General features: G+C 61.7%; 13 protein-coding genes. 5 read left to right on the top strand and 8 right to left on the bottom strand.

The window, feature by feature from the left end; translation table 11 throughout:
- Positions 1-221 precede the first annotated feature (221 nt).
- Positions 222-1,469 (bottom strand): ABC transporter substrate-binding protein, encoded by a 1,248-nt coding sequence (locus tag LB520_RS09945; protein WP_140542761.1) that lies wholly within the window; start codon positions 1,467-1,469, stop codon positions 222-224.
- A 76-nt stretch (positions 1,470-1,545) separates the two neighbouring features.
- On the bottom strand, positions 1,546-2,595 hold the full coding sequence (locus tag LB520_RS09940; protein WP_224637365.1) for a LacI family DNA-binding transcriptional regulator: 1,050 nt from the start codon (positions 2,593-2,595) through the stop codon (positions 1,546-1,548).
- A gap of 613 nt (positions 2,596-3,208) precedes the next feature.
- Between LB520_RS09940 and LB520_RS09935 the strand changes: the two genes are divergently transcribed.
- The 5 genes from LB520_RS09935 (at position 3,209) to LB520_RS09915 (ending at position 8,294) form a co-directional block, all read left to right on the top strand.
- Positions 3,209-5,065, top strand: coding sequence for a hypothetical protein (locus tag LB520_RS09935; RefSeq protein ID WP_224637364.1), 1,857 nt, complete (start codon positions 3,209-3,211; stop codon positions 5,063-5,065).
- 70 nt (positions 5,066-5,135) lie between these two features.
- The gene (locus LB520_RS09930; RefSeq protein ID WP_224637363.1) at positions 5,136-5,591 is read left to right on the top strand and encodes a hypothetical protein; all 456 of its coding nucleotides are present in this window, start codon (positions 5,136-5,138) and stop codon (positions 5,589-5,591) included.
- 91 nt (positions 5,592-5,682) lie between these two features.
- Complete coding sequence (locus LB520_RS09925) at positions 5,683-6,006, top strand: Hpt domain-containing protein (RefSeq protein WP_224637362.1); 324 nt, start codon at positions 5,683-5,685, stop codon at positions 6,004-6,006.
- Between the two features lie 322 nt (positions 6,007-6,328).
- Positions 6,329-7,636 carry an outer membrane protein gene (locus LB520_RS09920; protein ID WP_224637361.1) on the top strand — a complete coding sequence of 436 codons (1,308 nt, stop codon included), beginning with the start codon at positions 6,329-6,331 and terminating at the stop codon, positions 7,634-7,636.
- Positions 7,637-7,754: 118 nt separating this feature from the next.
- Positions 7,755-8,294, top strand: coding sequence for a dihydrofolate reductase family protein (locus LB520_RS09915; protein ID WP_224529254.1), 540 nt, complete (start codon positions 7,755-7,757; stop codon positions 8,292-8,294).
- A gap of 192 nt (positions 8,295-8,486) precedes the next feature.
- On the opposite strand, the gene LB520_RS09910 is transcribed toward LB520_RS09915, so the two are convergent.
- From LB520_RS09910 to LB520_RS09885, 6 genes are all read right to left on the bottom strand, one after another.
- Positions 8,487-9,788 (bottom strand): HlyD family type I secretion periplasmic adaptor subunit, encoded by a 1,302-nt coding sequence (locus tag LB520_RS09910; protein WP_224529259.1) that lies wholly within the window; start codon positions 9,786-9,788, stop codon positions 8,487-8,489.
- 1 nt (position 9,789) lies between these two features.
- Positions 9,790-11,718, bottom strand: a complete 1,929-nt coding sequence (locus LB520_RS09905; RefSeq protein ID WP_224637360.1) for a type I secretion system permease/ATPase — start codon at positions 11,716-11,718, stop codon at positions 9,790-9,792.
- A gap of 210 nt (positions 11,719-11,928) precedes the next feature.
- Complete coding sequence (locus tag LB520_RS09900; protein ID WP_224560574.1) at positions 11,929-14,877, bottom strand: hypothetical protein; 2,949 nt, start codon at positions 14,875-14,877, stop codon at positions 11,929-11,931.
- A 523-nt stretch (positions 14,878-15,400) separates the two neighbouring features.
- Entirely contained in the window at positions 15,401-16,258 is an 858-nt protein-coding gene (locus LB520_RS09895) for a patatin-like phospholipase family protein (protein WP_140840862.1), read from the bottom strand.
- Entirely contained in the window at positions 16,255-17,643 is a 1,389-nt protein-coding gene (locus LB520_RS09890) for a M16 family metallopeptidase (RefSeq protein ID WP_411969871.1), read from the bottom strand. Before LB520_RS09890 ends, LB520_RS09895 begins: the two co-directional genes overlap by 4 nt.
- An 8-nt stretch (positions 17,644-17,651) precedes the next feature.
- Positions 17,652-19,013: a M16 family metallopeptidase gene (locus LB520_RS09885; RefSeq protein ID WP_224637358.1), complete on the bottom strand. Its 1,362-nt coding sequence runs from the start codon at positions 19,011-19,013 to the stop codon at positions 17,652-17,654.
- Between the last annotated feature and the right edge of the window lie 12 nt (positions 19,014-19,025).

Below are 19,025 nucleotides of genomic sequence, written 5' to 3'. Positions count from 1 at the left end.
CCTCATCCGTCGCCTTCGGCGACACCTTCTCCCACAAGGGGAGAGGGGGGAGCGAACGTCGTGGCGCCGCAAATTGGTGAGCGTGCTTTCTCAACGCGATAAAACCCTGCCATTCAGCGATACAGTCCCCGGCCGCCCGGCCAGGGAGACGGGGCGGGCGGCCGGTCAGAGCCTTGGCGGCGAAGCGTTGCGCTATCCTCGCCGCCGGCTGGCCCTGGTGTCTACTTGTTCGGCGCCTGGTCGATAATCGACTGCATCGTCTCCTGCGCGTTCTTGATGGCGCCGTCGACATCGTCGCCGAAGAACACCTCGTTGATCATCTGCGTCCACGGCCCGTTGGCGGAGTTGATCAGGTCATTGAACACCACCGAATAGGGCGTCTTGCCCTTCGCCATCGCCTCGGCCGCCACCTGGTAACGGGGGTCGAGATCCTTCAGCGCGTCCTTGGCGATGTCGTTTCGCACCGGCAGGCTGCCATATTTGGCCAGAATGGTCTGGCCTTCCAACGAATAGGCGAAGTCCAAAAACTCCTTCACCACGGCGATCTTCTTGGTGCCCTTGGTGACGACGAAATTGTCGCCGCCGGCGAAGGACGACCAGCCGCCATCCTTGCCCGGCAGGAAGGTGATGCCGTAGTCGACATCCGGGTATTGCGTGTTGAGCGCGCCGATGGCGAAAGCGCCGGACGGCGAGATGCCGATCTTGCCGCCGGCGAAGGCGGCGAAGAAATTGGCGCCGGTGTCGGTCTGCGCGCCCTCGGGCACCAGGCCCTTCTTGACCATCGAGCGATAGAGGTCGATCGCGCCGCGCAGTTGCGGGCTGTCGAGCGTCGCCTTCGAGCCGTCCTCGGACAGGATGTCGCCGCCGGAGGCCCAGATCAGCGGCGTGAAGGTGAAGATGTTGCAGCCGCCGCAATTGCCGGAGAAGTAGAAGCCCTTGATGTCGCCGCCAAGCGCGTTGACCTTTTCGGCATCGGCCTCGATCTCGGCCCAGTTGGTCGGGCCCTTCTCGGGGTCCAGCCCAGCCTGCTTGAACAGCTTCTTGTTCCAGATCAGCACCGAGGCGTCGGCCGAGAACGGCAGGCCGTAGATGCGGTCCTTATAGGTGCCGGTCTTCACATGCGCCGGCGACAGGCTGGCGAAATAGGGCAAGGATTTCGCCCAGTCGGTAATGTCCTCCAGTTGGCCGGCGGCGGCGAAGGACGGCGTGTAGATGAGGTCGAGCGAGAGCGCGTCGGGCGCGGTGCCGCCGGCCGCGGCCGCGCCATATTTCGGGATGATCTCGGCATTGGGAATGATGTCGAGCTTGATCTGGTCCTTGTTCGCCTTGTTGAAGGCGTCGACGATGCGCGGCATGAAATTCGAGCCGTCGGCGCGCACCCAGATGTTGGCGGTCTCGGCGGACGCCGCCTGCAGGCCGCCGCCGATGACGGCCGCGGCTAAAGCCAGCTTGGCAAACATGGTCTTCATTTTACTCCTCCTCATGGTTCTCCTCCCTGTTTTGGCCACGCCGCCCGGTCTATCCGGGCGCGTAAGCCTTGTTGCTTCATTGCGGCGGACTGCCGCATGACTGACGCACCACCAGCCGGCACGGCAGTTTCCTGATGCCCGGTGCGGCCGGCTGGCCGTCGACGAGCGAAAGCAGGGCAAGCCCGGCCTCGCGGCCGAGGCTTGCCAGGTTCATGTCGATCGAGGTCAGCGGCGGGCGCGTCGCCTCGGCCACGATCTCCCAATTGTCGAAGCCGATGACGCCGACATCCTCGGGCACGCGGATACCGCGCTCGCGCAGCGCATCGATGACGCCGCGGGCAATCTGGTCGTTGCCGCAGAAGACGGCGTCAGGCCATCCTTCCCTGCCCGCCTTGCCGAACAGTCTTGCCACCGCATCGTGGCCCCAGGCCTCCGACCAGGCGCCCAGCAGCGGCTCGGCTGTGGGCAAGCCGTTCTCCCTCAGGACGTCGCGATAGGCCTCGGCCCGCGTGTGCACCACGGCGAAGCTCGCCGGGCCGCTGACATGGGCGATGCGGCGGCGGCCGAGCCGCAAGAACTGCTCGACCGCCAGCCGCGCGCCGCCGGCATCGTCGGAAACGAGGCCGACCGCGCCGGGATCCGGCTGGGTGAAGGCGTAGACGACCGGGATGCGCAGGTTGGAGAGATCGACCGGCAGATGGCGGTCGATGCGTTTTCCGGTGGCGACGATGCCGTCGACGCGCTTGTCGAGCATGGCCTCGACATGCAGCTGGCCGAGCCGCTGATCGTCCTCGACATTGCACAGGAACACCGACACGCCCTTGTCGACCAGCGCATCCGAAACGCCGGCCATCAGCGGCAGCGAGAAGCGGCCATAGGTATCGTTGGTGAGCAGGCCGACGGTGAAGGAGCGTTTTCGCAACAGACTCTGCGCCAAGCTGTTCGGCCGGAAGCCGAGCAGCCGCGCCGTCTCGCGGATGCGCTCGCGCGTTTCCGCCGTCATCCGCCCCTGCCCGTTCAGCGCCTTCGACGCCGTCGCAACGCTGACGCCGGCGGCGGCCGCGACCTCGCGCAGCGTGACCGGCGGCTTGGCGGAAACTGGCGCTGGCTCGGCGTCTGAAGGCATGGGCGCGGCGGATTCCCTTGGCTGGGAAAAGGTTTTCTCTTATCGCCTGCGCGGTGATGACGGGTGAAATCAGCGAGTGCGGGGCGATTTGGGAAAAGGTTTTCTCAGAGGGAGATTAGGGGAAGGTGGCGGGGTTGGCAAGGGGATGGCGAAGAGGCTTGCGCGAGTTTTTTCATCAAACGGACCTCGGCAGCATAGTTGGACTCTATCCTGAACGCCCTTAACTGAGGGGGTCTTTTGGGGCCAAGAGACGAATTTTCATGAAATTCGCTGCGTTTTTTGTAGAATTTTCGGATAGAATAGTTCCAGTTTCTTGACTCGAAATTCGTCATAAATATATGAATGAAATGCGGCGAGAACCACGGAGGGCAACTTGGCGAGCCGGAGCGAGAAGCGTGAGAAGTTCGTTAGACTGGCGGAAGGGCGTACGCAGCTCGCGCTGGACGCAATTAGGAAAATCGGCAATCTTTCGAACAGTAGAGCCTATGAATACTCGGACGTGGACGTTAAAGCGATAATGAAAGCGCTTCGAGAAGCCACGTCAGAAATTGAGCGGAAGTTCAACCCGACTTCGGGTGAGTCCATCAACAAATTCAAACTGAGGGGATAGTCCGTGAAGGCAGAACCGCTCAACATCAATGACAAGCGCTTCCTCATCAATCGCCTTATTGAACAGGCACCAGTCAACACACTTATCCGAGAATTCTTCAAGAACGCGGACGAGAGTGCGGCCCTTGCGCCCGAAGGTAGCCGGCTAATCGAAATCTACCCCGTCGAGATCGACGGGGTGCGCAAGCTGGCCTTCTGGAACACAGGCCCGGGCATGGATGGCACCGAACTCAAGAGAGCGACAGACCTGTCCTCCTCGATAGGTAAGGTGATGGCTTTGGATGGTAATTTCGGCATCGGCGCCAAGGTCTCCGGACTAACCATGTCCAAGACCGGCATCCGGTACCGTTCGTGCAAGAATGGATCGGTATCAGAGGTCACGATAGGCTATGACGAACACGAAGAAACTTATGTCCGCTTCCCGGCCCTATTGCCCGACGGCAGCAGTGATACGGTCTATGACGTAACTGATGCCGTTCTTGCTGAAGGCAAGCCAACGGACTTGGACTGGACAGAAGTCGTGCTGTTTGGCGAGAGCGACGATCATGATACGGTTGCAGAGCCCTTGGGCAAGGGGAAATTCGTTGACCGAAGCTTTGTGCCCAGCGCGATTTTTCGGCGCTTTGCCGCCTTCTCAGACGGAGTCGAAGTCCGCATCGATGTGGCTATGACCAAAGGCGGCGGCAAAGACGAAACCGGCAGATACCGGCAATTAAGACCGCTTGCCGATGTGTTGGATAGGTTGCCGCAAACACAGCGTGTTCACGACCAGAATACTGGTTTGGCCATCCATTACATTCATGACCCCAAGCATCCTTTGTCGAGCCATACATTGAGTGCGCGCGCCAATCCCGCCACCTCATCCACGACATTTTGTGCTGTCGTGCACAAAGGCGAACGCTATGACTTCAAAAACAGCAAAGCCTGGTCGGCCGCTGCGCCAAAGTTCGGCATCCCTTTCGGCTCTAAGGTCCTAACTATCGAGATCGAAATCCCCAACAGCATGGCGCTTCCTAATCAGTATCGCGATGGGCTCCTATGGCCCAATGATCGCTCCCCACTGACTGCGGACGACTTCGCCGACTATGTGCGCGCATTGATGCCGGAATGGGTGAAGGAGGTTATTCGGGCGGAATCTCCTGAGTCGGACGAGAATCTGGATGATCTACAGACAGACCTTCAAAAGCTGCTGGACGAGTTTCGGGTGCCAACCCTCGCATTTAGCCCATCCAAAAACCCCAACGCGGTCAAAATGGAGAATTACTCTGAAGGTAATGATACATCGCAGCGACTAGATGCCGATTTGGACCTTCCGGGCGATGGCGAACTAGGGGGCGAGCAACGGATTCAGCCGCATAGCGCGCGGGCAAAGGCAGACAAAGTTCGCAAGGCGCCGTCCGGTTCCAAACCATCCAGAGCTTTACAGGCGTTGGAGCGCGTCCCGGATATTAAAATCCTAGTCGACCCTGAAGAAGTTGCAGGAAAGAACCTCAAAGGCCGAGCGGGCCGATACTATAGCGAATCTCAGACTCTATTCGTAAACGGTCTATACCCAATAGTCGAACGCATGGCCGCCGAACTTGAGCAGGACCTAGCAGGCACCGGCGAGCCTGAAGTTGTCCGTGCGGAATGCCTCCGTGCGGCGCGTCGCTCGGCAGCGTTTCGCGTGGGCAAAGTCACGTGCTACGCTATAAGCAAGCGCCTGTCAGAAGATTGGTCCGGTGATGACCTTGAAAGTGCAACATCGCCAGAATCACTTTCCATGGCAGCGGACGACTATGTTCAGGGATTATCCGTTGCTAAGAAATGGGCAAGGGACATGATCCGCGCAGCCAAACTTGAAAGCGCCGAAGTAGCATAGTGATCGAGGCTGCTAGTTCCTGAAGTTTCGCAATAAGGTCGATGTGACTGTCAATTCAACGGAAGGTTGAATGGAAGCACCGCACAGCTTTTCGATTGCCAACACGCCGCTGCCTGTCTGGTCGCGGGTTGCTCAGGTCGATGCAGGTTGGCTGTACATGATACTTAACGGTGATCTTCTAAAAGTTGGAAAAACGAGGGAGCCCGCACGGAGGCTACGCGAGGCGCGCACTTGGCTTCCAAAGGGTTTGTTGGTTGGCATGAAGCCGTTCTGGGACATCCATACGGCCGAGCGAACTCTACTGTGCGGTTTAGCGAATTGTTGGATCGAAGGGGAGTGGCATCAGTTGCCGGACCCCGAAATGTATGAAACTTTACTTGATGATTTTCGGAAGTTCGATGACCATGACCGGAATCGAAATTCGGTTGATTTCCACTATTGGATTGGCAGTTCCGGAATGGGGGAACTGGTCATGGAACAGAACCGACGACGCATCTCGCTCCGAAAGTGGCAACACGAGGCCTGAGGACTCGATCGGGCTTCCCTTTGGTGGGTCTACGAAAAGCAAGTCGCGATAAGCTACGCTGCCCGCCATTCCACCCCACCCCGCTTTCTGCTTGAATACCGCCAATATTCCGGCATGGAGCATCGCCATCCCCACCGACCCCTTCGCCCCACTGCGCCAACGTTTCCTCGCCCGCTGCGCCGATCAGCTCGCGGAGCTGAAGGCCATCGCGCTTCAGGCCGCTCCCCTCCCCGGCAACGATCCGCTGGTCCGGCTCGCCCATTCGCTCGCCGGCGCCGCGGGCACGTTCGGTTTTGCGGAGACCAGCGCGCGGGCTTCCACACTGGAGACGCTGCTTATCGAGCAGGCGGATGGCGCAAGCGTCCGTGCGGCGCTGGATGCGCTTATCGCTGAGATCGAGCGGGCGCTGGCGTGAATGGCGCTGGCCTGAGCGGGTCGGCCGCGCCTATTTCTTCGCGCCGCAGGGCAAGATTGCCCAGGAGTGAGCGCCAGATCTCGGTCATGACTTTCCAGCTCCTTTTTGCCGATAGATACCGGCAAAACCTATCCGAGGTCTAAAGAGCCCTGCGCATCGCCCGCGCTGGAGTGATTACCGCCTCGAGCTGGCCATTTTGGGAACATCGCCTGCTTGCACCTGTCGTAACGGCAGTTTGCCCATGGGTGTGGTATTTTTGCCACCCCAAATTCCCGCAACCCCTGCTAGAACCTCGTCGGGTTTTAACTTGGGGTTATGGGCTATGCTTCTTCGTATTTCTGCGAAATCCGTTTTGCTGGGCGCCGTTTCGGCCGTCGCTTTGATGTCGGCCGCGCAGGCCGCCGACGTGGTCCAAGAGCAGGCGGCTCCGGGCTTCAACTGGAGCGGCGTCTATGTCGGCTTCGGCGTCGGCGCCGGCGCCAATGTGCACAAGCTCAGCAGCGATTTTGTGCCTGTTTCACTGAACGGCATCGGTGGCGAAGGCGTCTACGGCCAGGTGACTGCCGGCTATGATTACATGGTCTCGCAGCGCTTTCTGCTCGGCGGCCTGATCGACACGCATGTCGGCACGATCAAGACTTCGCTCGATGCCGGCGGCTTCAATGCCGATATCAAGGAGACCTACGGTTTCGACGTCGGCATGCGCGCCGGTTATCTGCTGACGCCGAGCACGCTGGGCTACGTTCTGGGCGGTTACGCCTGGCAGAAGTACAAGCTCGACAGCAATGCCGGTATTGGATTCGATTGGGATCAGGGCGGCTACTTTGTCGGTGCCGGTGTCGAAACTGCGATCAACAGCAACTGGACGCTGAAGGGCGAGTATCGCTACACCCGCTTCAGCACCAACGACAGCCTGCTCTCGGATGCAGGCCTGCCGGTGCCTGACGGCACGCTCAACCTGGACACCTCGCGCCATACGTTTGAGGTCGCCGCCAGCTATCGCTTCAACGCCAATGACGGCGGCGGCGCCAGCTTCGAGACGCCTTCCTATAACTGGACCGGCTTCTATGTCGGCGGTGGGCTCGGCGCCGGCGCGGTCGTGCACCAGATCGAGATTCCGCCCCTCGCCGGCGCCAAGTTCAATGGCCTCGGCGGCGAAGGCGTGTTCGGCGAAGCCAGCATCGGCTACGACCAGGACATGGGCAGCTGGGTGGTCGGCGGCCTCGTCGACGCTCGTCTCTCCGGCATCAAGTCGAAGCTTGAGCTGGGCGGGTTCCTGGGTGTCGATTCGATCAACCTCAATACCGATTATGGTTTCGACGTGCTCGGCCGTATCGGCATGAAGGTCAACGAGGCGACGCTGGCCTACGCGCTCGCTGGCTACAGCTGGCAGCACTTCAAGCTCGATGCTCCGGCACCGCTCGACGCCGATTGGGGCTCCAGTGGCTTCTCGGTCGGCGCGGGCCTGGAAACTGCCCTGTCGAACAAGATGACCGTCGGCATCGAATACCGTTACTCGCAATTCGAGAAGGAAGACTTCTCGGATGCATTGCCGATCCCGAGCGGTCTCGCGATGGCGACGCCGTCCTTCCACACCGTTCGGATCGACGCCAAGTACAAGTTCAACTAAGCCAAGGCCTCCAGCCAAAGCGAAAGCCCGCCGGTCATTCCGGCGGGCTTTTTTGTTTTGTCGGGAACGCGCCGGCGTGGCCGTCCTATGGTGCGAGACCTAACCAATAGAGGATGCCATGAGAAAGCTCATCGTCACCGAATTCATCAGCATCGACGGAATCGCCGAGCACGAGAGGCTGCCGAACGTCGCCTGGACCGACGAGATGCAGGCCTTCAAGGAGGATGAGCTTGCCGACAGCGGCGCCATGCTTCTCGGACGCGTGACCTACGAAATCTTTGCCGGCCACTGGCCTGCGGAAAAAGGCGACTTCGCCGACCGCTTCAACGCACTGCCGAAATATGTCGCCTCGACGACCTTGAAAGGCCTCGATTGGCATCCGGCCGAATTGCTCGAAGGCCCCCTTACCGATGCGGTCACCCGGCTGAAGCAACGAAGCGGCGGCAACATCTATGTGCATGGCAGCGTGAATCTCGCCCGGCAACTGCTCGGCGTTGGCCTTGTCGATACCCTCAGACTGCTCGTTTATCCGGCAGCCGCAGGCCAGGGCGAAGGGCTTTTTCCTTCGGACAAACCGACAGCACTCGAGCTTGTCTCGGCCGTGCCGTTCAGCAATGGCGTGGTGGCGATGGAATACAGGGCGGTCGCGAAAGCTTAGACTAGATCAGGATGACGTTTCGTTGAATCGCCATCCTGATCTAACTCTTTGTTGGAGCATGATCTTCTCCGAAAACCGGTTCCCACTTTTCGGGATCATGCTCTAGAGCGGCGGTTTTCCGTCCGGAATTGCGTCAAAACAAAGAGATAGGCGTTTCGCCGTTTCCGTGAAACGGTGAAACGCACTAGTGGCCTACTGTCTAAATGCCCGGCTGATCTGATCCTGCAGCGGCTTGACCAGATAAGACATCACCGAGCGATCCTCGGTCCTGATGAAGGATTCCACCGGCATGCCGGGAACCAGCTTGACCTCGCCGAGCCGCGCGACCTCCGCGGCCGTCGTGGTAATGCGCACCGTGTAATAGCTGACGCCCGTGCGCTGGTCGGTGGTGATGTCGGGCGAGGTCCGCTCGACGACGCCGTTGATCTGCGGCGTAGTGCGCTGGTTGAAGGCCGAAAAGCGCAGCGAAGCGGGCTGGCCGACCCACAGCTGGTCGATGTCGCTCGGCGCGATCTTGGCTTCCACCGCAAGGCTGTCATTGTCGGGCACGACCTGCATGATCGTCTCGCCCGGCTTCACCACGCCGCCGATCGTATAGGCGATCGACTGCTGCACGACGCCGTCCTGCGGCGCGCGGATGTCGACCCGCTTCAACTGGTCCTCGGCGGCGACCTTGCGCTCCAGAAGCTCGCCCATCTGGCCGTCGACGTCGCGCAGGTCCTTGTTCACTTCGGTGCTGAGGTCGAGATCGATCTGGATGATCTGCAGCTTGATCTCGGCAATCCGTCCCTGCGCCTGAGCCTGGGCCGCAATCAGCTGGCCGCGCTCGCCGTCGAGGCGCGTGGCCTCTCGCTCGGTCTGGGTCAGCCGGTCGATGGAAATGAGCTTCTTGGCCCAGAGCGTACGCACCGAGGCAAGCTCCTTCTGCACCAGCTCTATCTCCTTGCTCTTGGCCTCAGCCTGCGCCGTGTCGCCGGCGATCTCCTTTTCGAGTTGCGCGATGCGTTCCTCCAGCTGGCTCTTCTGGCCGGCGCGGGACGTGCGCCGTGTCTCGAAATGCTGCTTCTCGCCGGCCACCGCCTCGGCGACGTCGGGATCGGCAATGCGGTCCAAAAGCTCGTTCGGAAAGATGATGGCGTCGCTGCCGCGGCGCTCCGAATCGAGGCGCGCCTTGCGCGCGGCGAGCTGGTCGAGCGCCTTGCTCACCACGCCAAGGTTGGCTGCCGGCACGGTGCGGTCGAGACGGACCAGAAGATCTCCCGCTTTCACGTGGTCGCCGTCCCGGGCGTCGATCTCCGCAACGATGCCGCCGGTGGAATGCTGCACGTCCTTGACGTGGGAATCGACGACGAGGGCGCCGGGGGCGATGACCGCGCCGGCGATCTCGGTGACCGATGCCCAGCCACCGACGCCGCCCGCAAGCAGGAGCACCACGCCGACGCCAAGCCGCGTGTAGAAGCGGATGGATAAATGCGAGGCGCCTGATATAGCCATGTCAGCGCCCTGCCTCGGTTCCGTCGGCAACGGCCAGATGGGGACCGTCGGAAGCCACTCTCAGTTGCGGGGCGCCGGTCGGCACCGGCCGCAGCGTCGGGAACATCTTGGCGAACACCTCGTCTTTCGGGCCGAAGGCATGGACGCGTCCCTGATTCATCGCCAGCACGAAATCGACGGCCGCCAGCACGTTCGGCCGGTGCGCGACGAGCACGACAACCCCGCCCCGTTCGCGGACGCCCAACATGGCCTTGATCAGGGCCTGCTCGCCGTCCATATCGAGGTTGGAATTCGGCTCGTCCAAGACCACGAGGAAAGGATCGCGATAGAGCGCGCGCGCCAGCGCGATGCGCTGGCGCTGACCGGCCGAGACCGCCTCGCCGTGCTCGCCAATCTCGGTTTCGTAGCCTTCGCGAAAACCGACGATGAGCTCGTGCGCGCCCGCTGCCTTCGCCGCGGCGATGATGGCGCCGGGGTCCGCGTCCGGCTCGAAGCGCGCGATGTTCTCGGCCACGGTGCCGGCGAAGAGCTCGACATCTTGCGGCAGGTATCCGATATGGCGGCCGCGCTCGGCCTGAGACCATTGATCGAGGTCGGCGCCGTCCAGCTTGATGCGGCCGGCGACCGGTTGCCAGGCGCCGACAAGCGCGCGCACCAGCGTGGACTTTCCCGACCCGCTCGGTCCGATGATGCCGACGCCGTGGCCCGCCTCCAGAGCGAAGCTTGCATCGTGAACCAGCAATCTCTGCGTGCCCGGGGCGCCGACCGAGACGTTTTGCATGCCGACATTCGCGCTCGGCGGCGGCAGCAACATCGGCTCGGTTTCAGCCGGCAGCGCCGCCAGCACCCTGTTCAGCCGCTGCCAGCCCTGGCGCGCGGTGACGAAGCCCTTCCAGTTGGCGATCGCAAGATCGACCGGAGCCAGCGCGCGGCCGCTGAGGATCGAGGCGGTGATGATAATACCCGCCGTTGCCTGCCCCTCGATGACCAGCCAGGCGCCGAGGCCGAGCATCGACGACTGCAGCAGCATGCGCAGGACCTTCGATATCGCGCCGAAGCCGCCGGCCACGTCGCTCACCTTGCGCTGCTCGGCGATGTAATCGAGGTTGGCGTCTTCCCACCGCGCGGTCAGACCGCCTGCCATGCCCATGGCGGCAACGACCTCGGCGTTGCGGCTCCCAGCCGAGATCAGACCGTTGCGCCGAATACCGGTCAAAGTCCCGGACGACACAGGCTTTCGCGTCAATCGCTCGGCAAGCACGGTCAGAGCCACCAGCACGATCGCCCCAAGCAGCGCTGTCACGCCTAGCAACCAATGGAACATGAAGATGATGACAAGGTAGAGCGGCAGCCAGGGCAAATCGAAGAGCGCCGTCGGCCCCATGCCGGACAGGAAAGCACGCACGCTGTCGAGGTCGCGCATCGGCTGCAGGCTATCGCCCGCGCGCCCGTTTTTCAGCGGCAACTGCAGCATCGACGCATAGACACGGCGGCCCAGCGCCTCATCCAAGGCTCCGCCAATGCGCACAAGCACGCGACCGCGCACGAAATCGAGAATGCCCTGGCCGCAATAGAGGATGACCAACAACACGGTGATGCCGATGAGTGTCGGCAGGCTGCGGCTCGGCAACACGCGATCATAGACCTCGAGCATGTAGAGCGAGCCCGCAAGCATCAACACGTTGAGCACGCCGCTGAACAACCCGACCGCGAGGAAAGCCGACCGGCAGGAGCGAAGCGCCTCGGCGAGTTCGGAGCGCGCGGATTGCGCTCGCCGGCCTGTCGGTTTTGCCGGCCGCTTGCCGCCTATAGGCGCATTGGTTTGCCTGGCGATATCGCCGATGCTGCTGTCCGGCGTGGGCCGGCGCGCGCGAAACAAAGCCAAGCCGCCGAAGCCCACCATTACCGCACCAAAAAGCGTCTCCCCCATCGACCCGGGCCGTCCTGGCGAAAGCCAGCCGTTGCCGCCGAGAAGGAGCAGCACAGCGCAAGCAACTAGGACGAGGCCGACGAGCCTTACCTTTGCCTGCGCTGAACCAGATGCTGCCTTGGCTACCATTGTCGAAGCGACACTGAACAAAACACTCCGGTCATCCAACCTGCCTGTCGCACGTCATGGCTCGACAGGCCGACCGCTGCCTCAGCCGCCGTCATTGGCGTAGACATGCAGTATCGCCCCTTCGAAGGTCATGCCGGTATTGTTGTAGAAATCGAGCTCCTGGTGGATGAGGTTTCCGGCAAGCTCGGACCCGGCAGTGACGGATTCGGCATCCAGTCCCACGTTCCAGGCTGTGCTGCTTGCCTTCACTGCACTCCCACCGCCCCAGTCCTCGAAGTGAGAAGAAGAATTCCCGCCATTCGTCACCTGCAGCCAGTCGATCGCCTGGTCGAGATATTTGTGCGGGCTGTTGGGATCGGAGGCATCGCCGATCGGATTCCCGGCGAGGTAGTTGAGCCAAGTCGCGACCGCGTCGCGGGCAAGGACGAAGCGTGTATCCTGCTGATCCTTGACGGACGCATCGATCACCTTGAGCGCATCGGCGTAGGAAATGAAGAACGTATCCTCACCGGCGTCGGTCAAGCCGTTCTTGTTGTAGTCGCCGATCAAGAGGCCTGGCTTGCCCGGATCCAGCGTTCCGTTGTGATCGGCATCGACAACATAGCGCAATTCACCGGAGGCGAAGTTCGGACCGGATTTGTCGGCGCCTGCGACGCCATCCCAGAATGATTTGCCGAGATTGGTCCAGAAGCCCGGCGTGCGCACGCCGGGACCTGCGAATGATTGGACCGTCGCGGTATCATTGGCGGAAACGTCATTGGTGGTATCGTCGTCATGGGCATGCACCACGACCGTGTTGGTTCGCGAGTCGGCATTGGGAAGCAAGTTGAACGAGCTGTTGGCCGTGAAGACCCAAGTCTCGTTGCTGTCGACCTGATAGTCGTTGTCGAGATCGCCGGACACATAGTGAGTGCCATGCGAACTGTTGGCCACGAAGCCGCTGAGCAGGTTGATGTCGTCACCGGTATTTCCCGGTGTGCCGTTGTCGTCGACGAGTGAGGTCAGCGTGAGCGGGTCGAACGCACCGGCTGCGCTCGTGTTGGTTATCTCATAGTGATAGGTGACGTTCTGTGCACCCGACTGGACCGTTTCGGACGAGTGGAAAATACCGTCATGATCGGCATCGACGGTCTTCTCAATGGCCACTGACGGCGCGACATCCTTCACCGTCACGGTCGCGTCGTCGGTAGCATACACGTCGCTGGTGCTGTCGTCGTCATGGGCGTGCACGACCACCGTGTTGGTAATGCTGCCCGCATTGTGAGCATCGACGCCGACGGTGGCGCTGAACACCCACTTCTCGTCGCTGTCGACAAGGTAGTCGCCATCGGTGTCGCCCGACACATAGTGCGTGCCATGGTCGGAGCCGGCGACAAAGCCGGTCAGCAGGTCGATGTCATCGCTGGTGTCGCCGGGTGTCGCATCGTCGTCGATCAGCGAAGTCAGCGTCAGCGGATCGAAGGCGCCGGCCGCGCTCGTGTTGGTCACCTCATAGGTGTAGGTGACATCAGCGGCCGAGCCCTCGTTGATCGAAGTCGGGTTGGCGGTCTTCTCAATGGCAATCGACGGCGCGACGTCCTTCACCGTCACGGTCGCGTCGTCAGTGGCATGCACGTCGCTGGTGCTATCGTCGTCATGGGCGTGCACCACCACAGTGTTGGTAATGGTGCCGGCATTTTGAGCACCGACGCCGACGGTGGCGCTGAACACCCACTTCTCGTCGCTGTCGACGAGATAGTCGCCATCGGTGTCGCCTGTCACATAGTGCGTGCCATGGTCGGAGCCAGCGACAAAGCCGGTCAGCAGGTCGATGTCATCGCTGGTGTCGCCGGGTGTCGCATTGTCGTCGATCAACGAAGTCAGCATCAGCGGATCGAAGGCGCCGGCCGCGCTCGTGTTGGTCACCTCGTAGGTGTAGGTGACGTCAGCGGCCGAGCCCTCGTTGATCGAAATCGGGTCGGCGGTCTTCTCAATGGCGATCGATGGCGCGACGTCGTTGACCGTCACGGTCGCAGTGTCGTTGGCGGACACGTCATTGGTGCTGTCGTCGTCGTGAGCATGTACCACCACCGTGTTGGTGATGGTGCTGCCGGTGGCATGAGCGTCAATGTTGACGTCAGCGCTGAATATCCAGGTCTCGTTGCTGTCGACAAGGTAATCGTTGTCTGTATCGCCCGACACGTAGTGGGTGCCATGCGAGCTGTTGGCGACGAAACCGCTCAACAGGTTGATATCGTCGCTGGTGTCTCCCGGCGTCGCATTGTCGTCTACCAGCGAGGTCAGCGTCAGAGGATCACCGGCGCCATCAGCGCTCGTATTGGTCACCTTGTAGGTGTAGGTGACCGTCGTCGACTCGCCTTCATCTATTGAGGTCGGATCGACCGTCTTCTCGACCGCGACCGCGGGAGCGTGATCCACGCTGGCTTTTGCGATGACGCCCCATTCCTCAAACCCGCCATCCGAGTCACTTGGGTTCCCGAAAGCCGAATAGAGATAGACGTAGTTACCGGTTGCCCCGGCGAAGAAACTGGTCGGAATGTAGACAAACAGATCGCCCACCCCGCTGCCTGCGGGCGCGTCCTTTCCAGCGTCCAACTGAACCGTCACGTCACCGTCGGTGGCATTTCCATCAACATTATAGAGTAGTTGCTGCGCCTGAAGCGTCGCAAGGGTGGTGATATTTGGATCCGTCGCCGAATATATCTGTAATGAGTTGAGCGACAGCAGCGATCCCTTGTCGCTGTTCGGCTCATTGGCGTCGAGCTTGAAGACGTAGTAATCGTGGCCGTTCACGGACACTACCTGCATATCGCTCAGGAGAAGCGCATTGGTGTGCTCCTGCTGCTTATCATCCAGCGGCAGCGGAGAACCATCGGTGTTGAAGCCGCTCTCGGTGCCGTTCGCGCCAAGCACGAGAAAGCTATTGTAGTTGCCCGTGCCAGCACCGCTTTGCTGTTCAGCCGAAAATACGGTGCCGTCGGTCAAAGTCTGCGACGTTGTCCCGTTGGTCAGATCAACCACTGTGGCCATGTTCAACTCCCTTAGCGCCTAGGCGCGCCACTTGTTGGCCGCCTAAGGCGGCTGATTTACCCCATGCCAATAGCACCGAGATCGGCGCCCAATTCCGTGCGGGAGGAGGATCGACGTGGCATTCAGCAAGCAGCGACCACCGGCCGGCAGCAAGCGCCACATACAAGATGGCTGCTCACGACTGCTGGTGGCTCGATGTGATGGCTGTAGCGGCACAGATGCCGCGCTGCGTTCCCCTACCCCAGTAGCGCAGTATCTCGTTGTTGCCGATCTCGAGATTGTTCACGCTACTATATTAGGATATTATTAACTCTACCGCAGCGTGCGTCAACGGGCAATTCGATGAAGAGTTAATGACAGAACTCAAATCCGGGTGCGAATTCGACCATTCGGCATAAAGAATACTGTGCTCTATTCTTAGGTCTTATTTTATAAGGGACCTTTGCGCCGACCATTCAGGCTTCGGTTGTCGGACCTTCGTCGACGTCATATGCACCTGAACCGAGGCGGCTGGAGGAGGCTCTCAAACCGCCTTCTTGTTGTCCTGCCTGCCGCCATGCGCTTCCACGGCCTTCTCCACGGCGCGCTTCAGCTCATCCTTGATCTCCGCCGTCTCGGCCATCAGCGCCTCGATCTTGAGAAAATCGAGCACGCGGTACTTCGAGACTTTTGGGCGGATCAGGATGTCGGGGCTGGACTGCTGCAGCTTGTTGGCGATGATCGACTGCATCATCAGCTGCGAGGCGCCATACATCAGGTCGACCGTAGTCGGATGCTTGCGCTCGGCGTCGCTCGGCGCACCGACCACGTCGATTGCGATGATGATATCGGCATCCTTTTCGAGGAGATCGAAGGGGACGGGATTGTAGATGCCGCCGTCGATCAGCAGGCAATCATTGCGCACCACAGGGCGGAACACCGCCGGAATGGCGGCCGAGGCCGCAAGCGCCGAATGCAATTCACCCTCGGCGAACACGGCGAGCTTGTGGCCGAAATAGTCGGTCGCCGTCACCTTGAGCGGAATCTTCAGCTCTTCGAAGGTGGCGGGGATATCCTGAGGCAGGAACGCCTTCAGGATGCGCTCTATATTGAACTGGCCGACGCGGATGCCGCCCTGCATGGCTTCGGCGATCGTGCCCGGCCGCGACCGCCACATGCGCGCCGCTACTTCGGCCCGGCTGCCGAGGATCGACCGGGCATAATCGTGAATCTCGGCGCCCTTCATGCCCGACGCCATGCCGGCGCCCATGATGGCGCCGATCGACGAGCCGGCAATCGCCGCCGGCTTGATGCCAAGCTCGTCGAGAGCCTCGATGATATGGATATGCGCAAGACCGCGCGCGCCGCCGCCGCCGAAGGCCACCCCGAAGGTCGGGCTCATCCCTTGCGGCCTCCCGCCACCTGAACCAGCGGCGGCCCGATGACCATCACCGCCGGATCGGACGACAGGAGCTTCTTTGCCGCCGCCTTGACGTCGGCCAGCGTCACCGCGTTGATGAGAGCCGCGCGCCGCTTGATATAATCGATGCCGAGATGATCGATCTGCAGCTCCACCAGCGTCGCGGCAATGGAGCTGGACGAATCCAGATTGCTGATGGCGTAGGCGCCGACCATGTATTTCTTGGTCGCCGCGAGCTCCTCCTCCGAGGGGCCGTTCTCGGCCATGTCCTTCACCACCTGGCGCACGATCGCAAGCGTTTGGGCCGCGCGGTCGGAACGCGTCGCCGTCGTCACCAGCAGCGCGTTGGAATGCTCGTGATCGACGAGATCGGAGCTGACGCTATAGGCAAGGCCGCGCTTCTCGCGCACCTCTTCGTAGAGACGCGACGTGAATGTCGAGCCGCCGAGTATCTCGTTCATCAGCGCGGCGGCGTAGAAGTCGGGATCGCTTCGCTTCACGCCCGGCCAGGCAAGCTGCAGGGAGGTCTGCGGCAAGTCGTAATTCACTTCGAGCTGCTGGCCGAGCTTGGGCGTGACGTCGACAATCGGCGCCAGCGCCTGCTTGTCCGGCAGGTCGCCGAACACCTCGTCGAGCCTGCTGCTCAACGTGGCGGCGTCGATATCGCCCACCACCGCCACATGCAGGCCGCCGCGGGCGAAATTTGCTTTGTGGAAGGCCCTGAGGTCGTCCGCAGTGATGGTGGCGAGGCTGTCTTTGTTGCCCTCGTCCGGCCGCGCATAGGGATGCTGGCCATAGATCGCGCGGAGCCAGCGCTGCTGGCCGATCGTGTTGGGATCCCGTTCGTTGGCGAGGATCCCGGACAGTATCTGGGCGCGGATGCGGTCGATCGGCGCCTGGTCGAAGCGCGGACTGTTCACCGCCAGCTTCAGCAGGCCGAAAGCCTCGTCCTTCTGCTGGGACAACATGCGCATCGAACCATAGGTGCCATCGCGGGCGGCCTGAAAACTCATCTCGGCGCCGGCATCGTCGAGCTTCACCTGGAAGCCCTCGCTGTCGAGGTCGCCGGCGCCCTCGTCGAACAGCCCGGTCATCAGGTTGACCAGGCCTTCCTTACCGGCCGGATCCTGCGCCGTGCCGCCGTCGAAGACGAAACGGATCGCAACCAGCGGGATCGAATGGTCTTCCACCAGCCAGGCGGTGACGCCCTTCTTGGACTTCACCTCCTGGATGTTCATCTCGGCATGCGCCAGCGCCGGCAGCAAAAGGAAGAACAGGGCGAAGCAAAGGGTGACGCAGGCGCGATAAATGCGCCCTCCTTCCCCCCTTGTGGAAGAAGGAAAGGTGCTCGTGAGGCTAAGAACCATGCTCATCATCAATTCCCCGCCTGCTGCTGCGGCAAGAGGTAGCCGGTGGTGGAGCGATCGAGCACAAGATAACGGGCGGCGACGGCCTTGACTTCATCGGCGGTTACCTTGCGGATGCGGTCGGGCCATTCCTGGACGTCCTTGACATTGCCGCCCGTCGCAAGCGTCGAGCCGTACATGTTGGCCATGTCGTCCTGCTTGTCGCGCGCAAAGATCATGGAGCGCACATAGCGGGTCTTGGCCCGCTCCAGCTCATCGTCGCTCACGCCGTCCTTGACGATGCGGGCGATCTCGGCATCGACCGCCGCCTCGATATCGACAAGCTTGGCGTCGCCGCGCGGGGCGCCATAGACGGTGAAGTTGGTAGCGTCGAGCATGGTGCCCTGGAAGTAGGCGCCGGCCTCGGAAGCGATACCCTGCTTGACGACGAGCTGCTGGTATAACCTGCTGCGGTTGTCGCCGCCGAGGATCTCGGCAAGCAGGTCGAGCGCCTCGGCTTCGCCGGGCTTGGCCGTGTGATAGGACGGCACCACCCACTGCGTCGAAAAACTCGGCACCGAGACGCGCGCGTCGGTCAGCGTCACCGTGCGCTTCGTGTTCTGCTCGGGCTCGACGGGACGGATGCGCGGCCGCAGGTCCGGGCCGCGGGCGACCTTGCCGTAGGTCCTTTCGGCCATCGCCTTCACCGCGTTGGGATCGACGTCGCCCACCACCACCAGCACGGCGTTGTTCGGCCGATAATAGGCGTCGTAGAAGGCTTTCGCGTCCGGACGGTTCAACTGCTCCATCTCCTGCATCCAGCCGATCACCGGAATGCGGTAAGGCTGGTTCTGCCAGAGCGTCGCCTCGACCTCCTCGTCGAGCACCGCCTGCGGGTTGCCGTCGATACGCGAGCGGCGCTCCTCCAGGATCACGTCGCGCTCGGTCTTGATGACATCGTCGGTCAGGATGAGGTTACGCATGCGATCGGCCTCGAAGCCCATCATCTGCTCGAGCGCCGAAGGCGGCACCGTCTCGTGGAAGGCGGTGTAGTCGTAAGAGGTGAAGGCGTTGTTGGAGCCACCGATCTCGGACACGGCGCGGTCGAACTCGCCGGCGGCGTGATTTGTCGTGGCCTTGAACATCAGGTGCTCGAAGAAATGCGCGATGCCGGATTTGCCGGGCGGCTCGTCGGCGCTGCCGATCTTGTACCAGACCATGTGGGTGACGATCGGGGCGCGATGGTCCGGGATGATGACCACTTCCATGCCGTTGTCGAGCAGGAAATCCTTGACCTCGCCGTCATCGGCCGCGCGGACCGGAGCGGCCGCGGCAAGCGCCAGCGCGCCCGCCAGAAGCACTGCGCGCAGCCCAATCCCTGTTTGTCTCATCAAGTTCTCCGG

The organism is Mesorhizobium sp. CA12 (assembly GCF_020165255.1).
In the GTDB taxonomy this organism is placed as follows: Bacteria; Pseudomonadota; Alphaproteobacteria; order Rhizobiales; family Rhizobiaceae; genus Mesorhizobium.
Note: the sequence above shows the minus strand (reverse complement) of the source record. Positions and strands in the feature narration are given on the sequence as shown.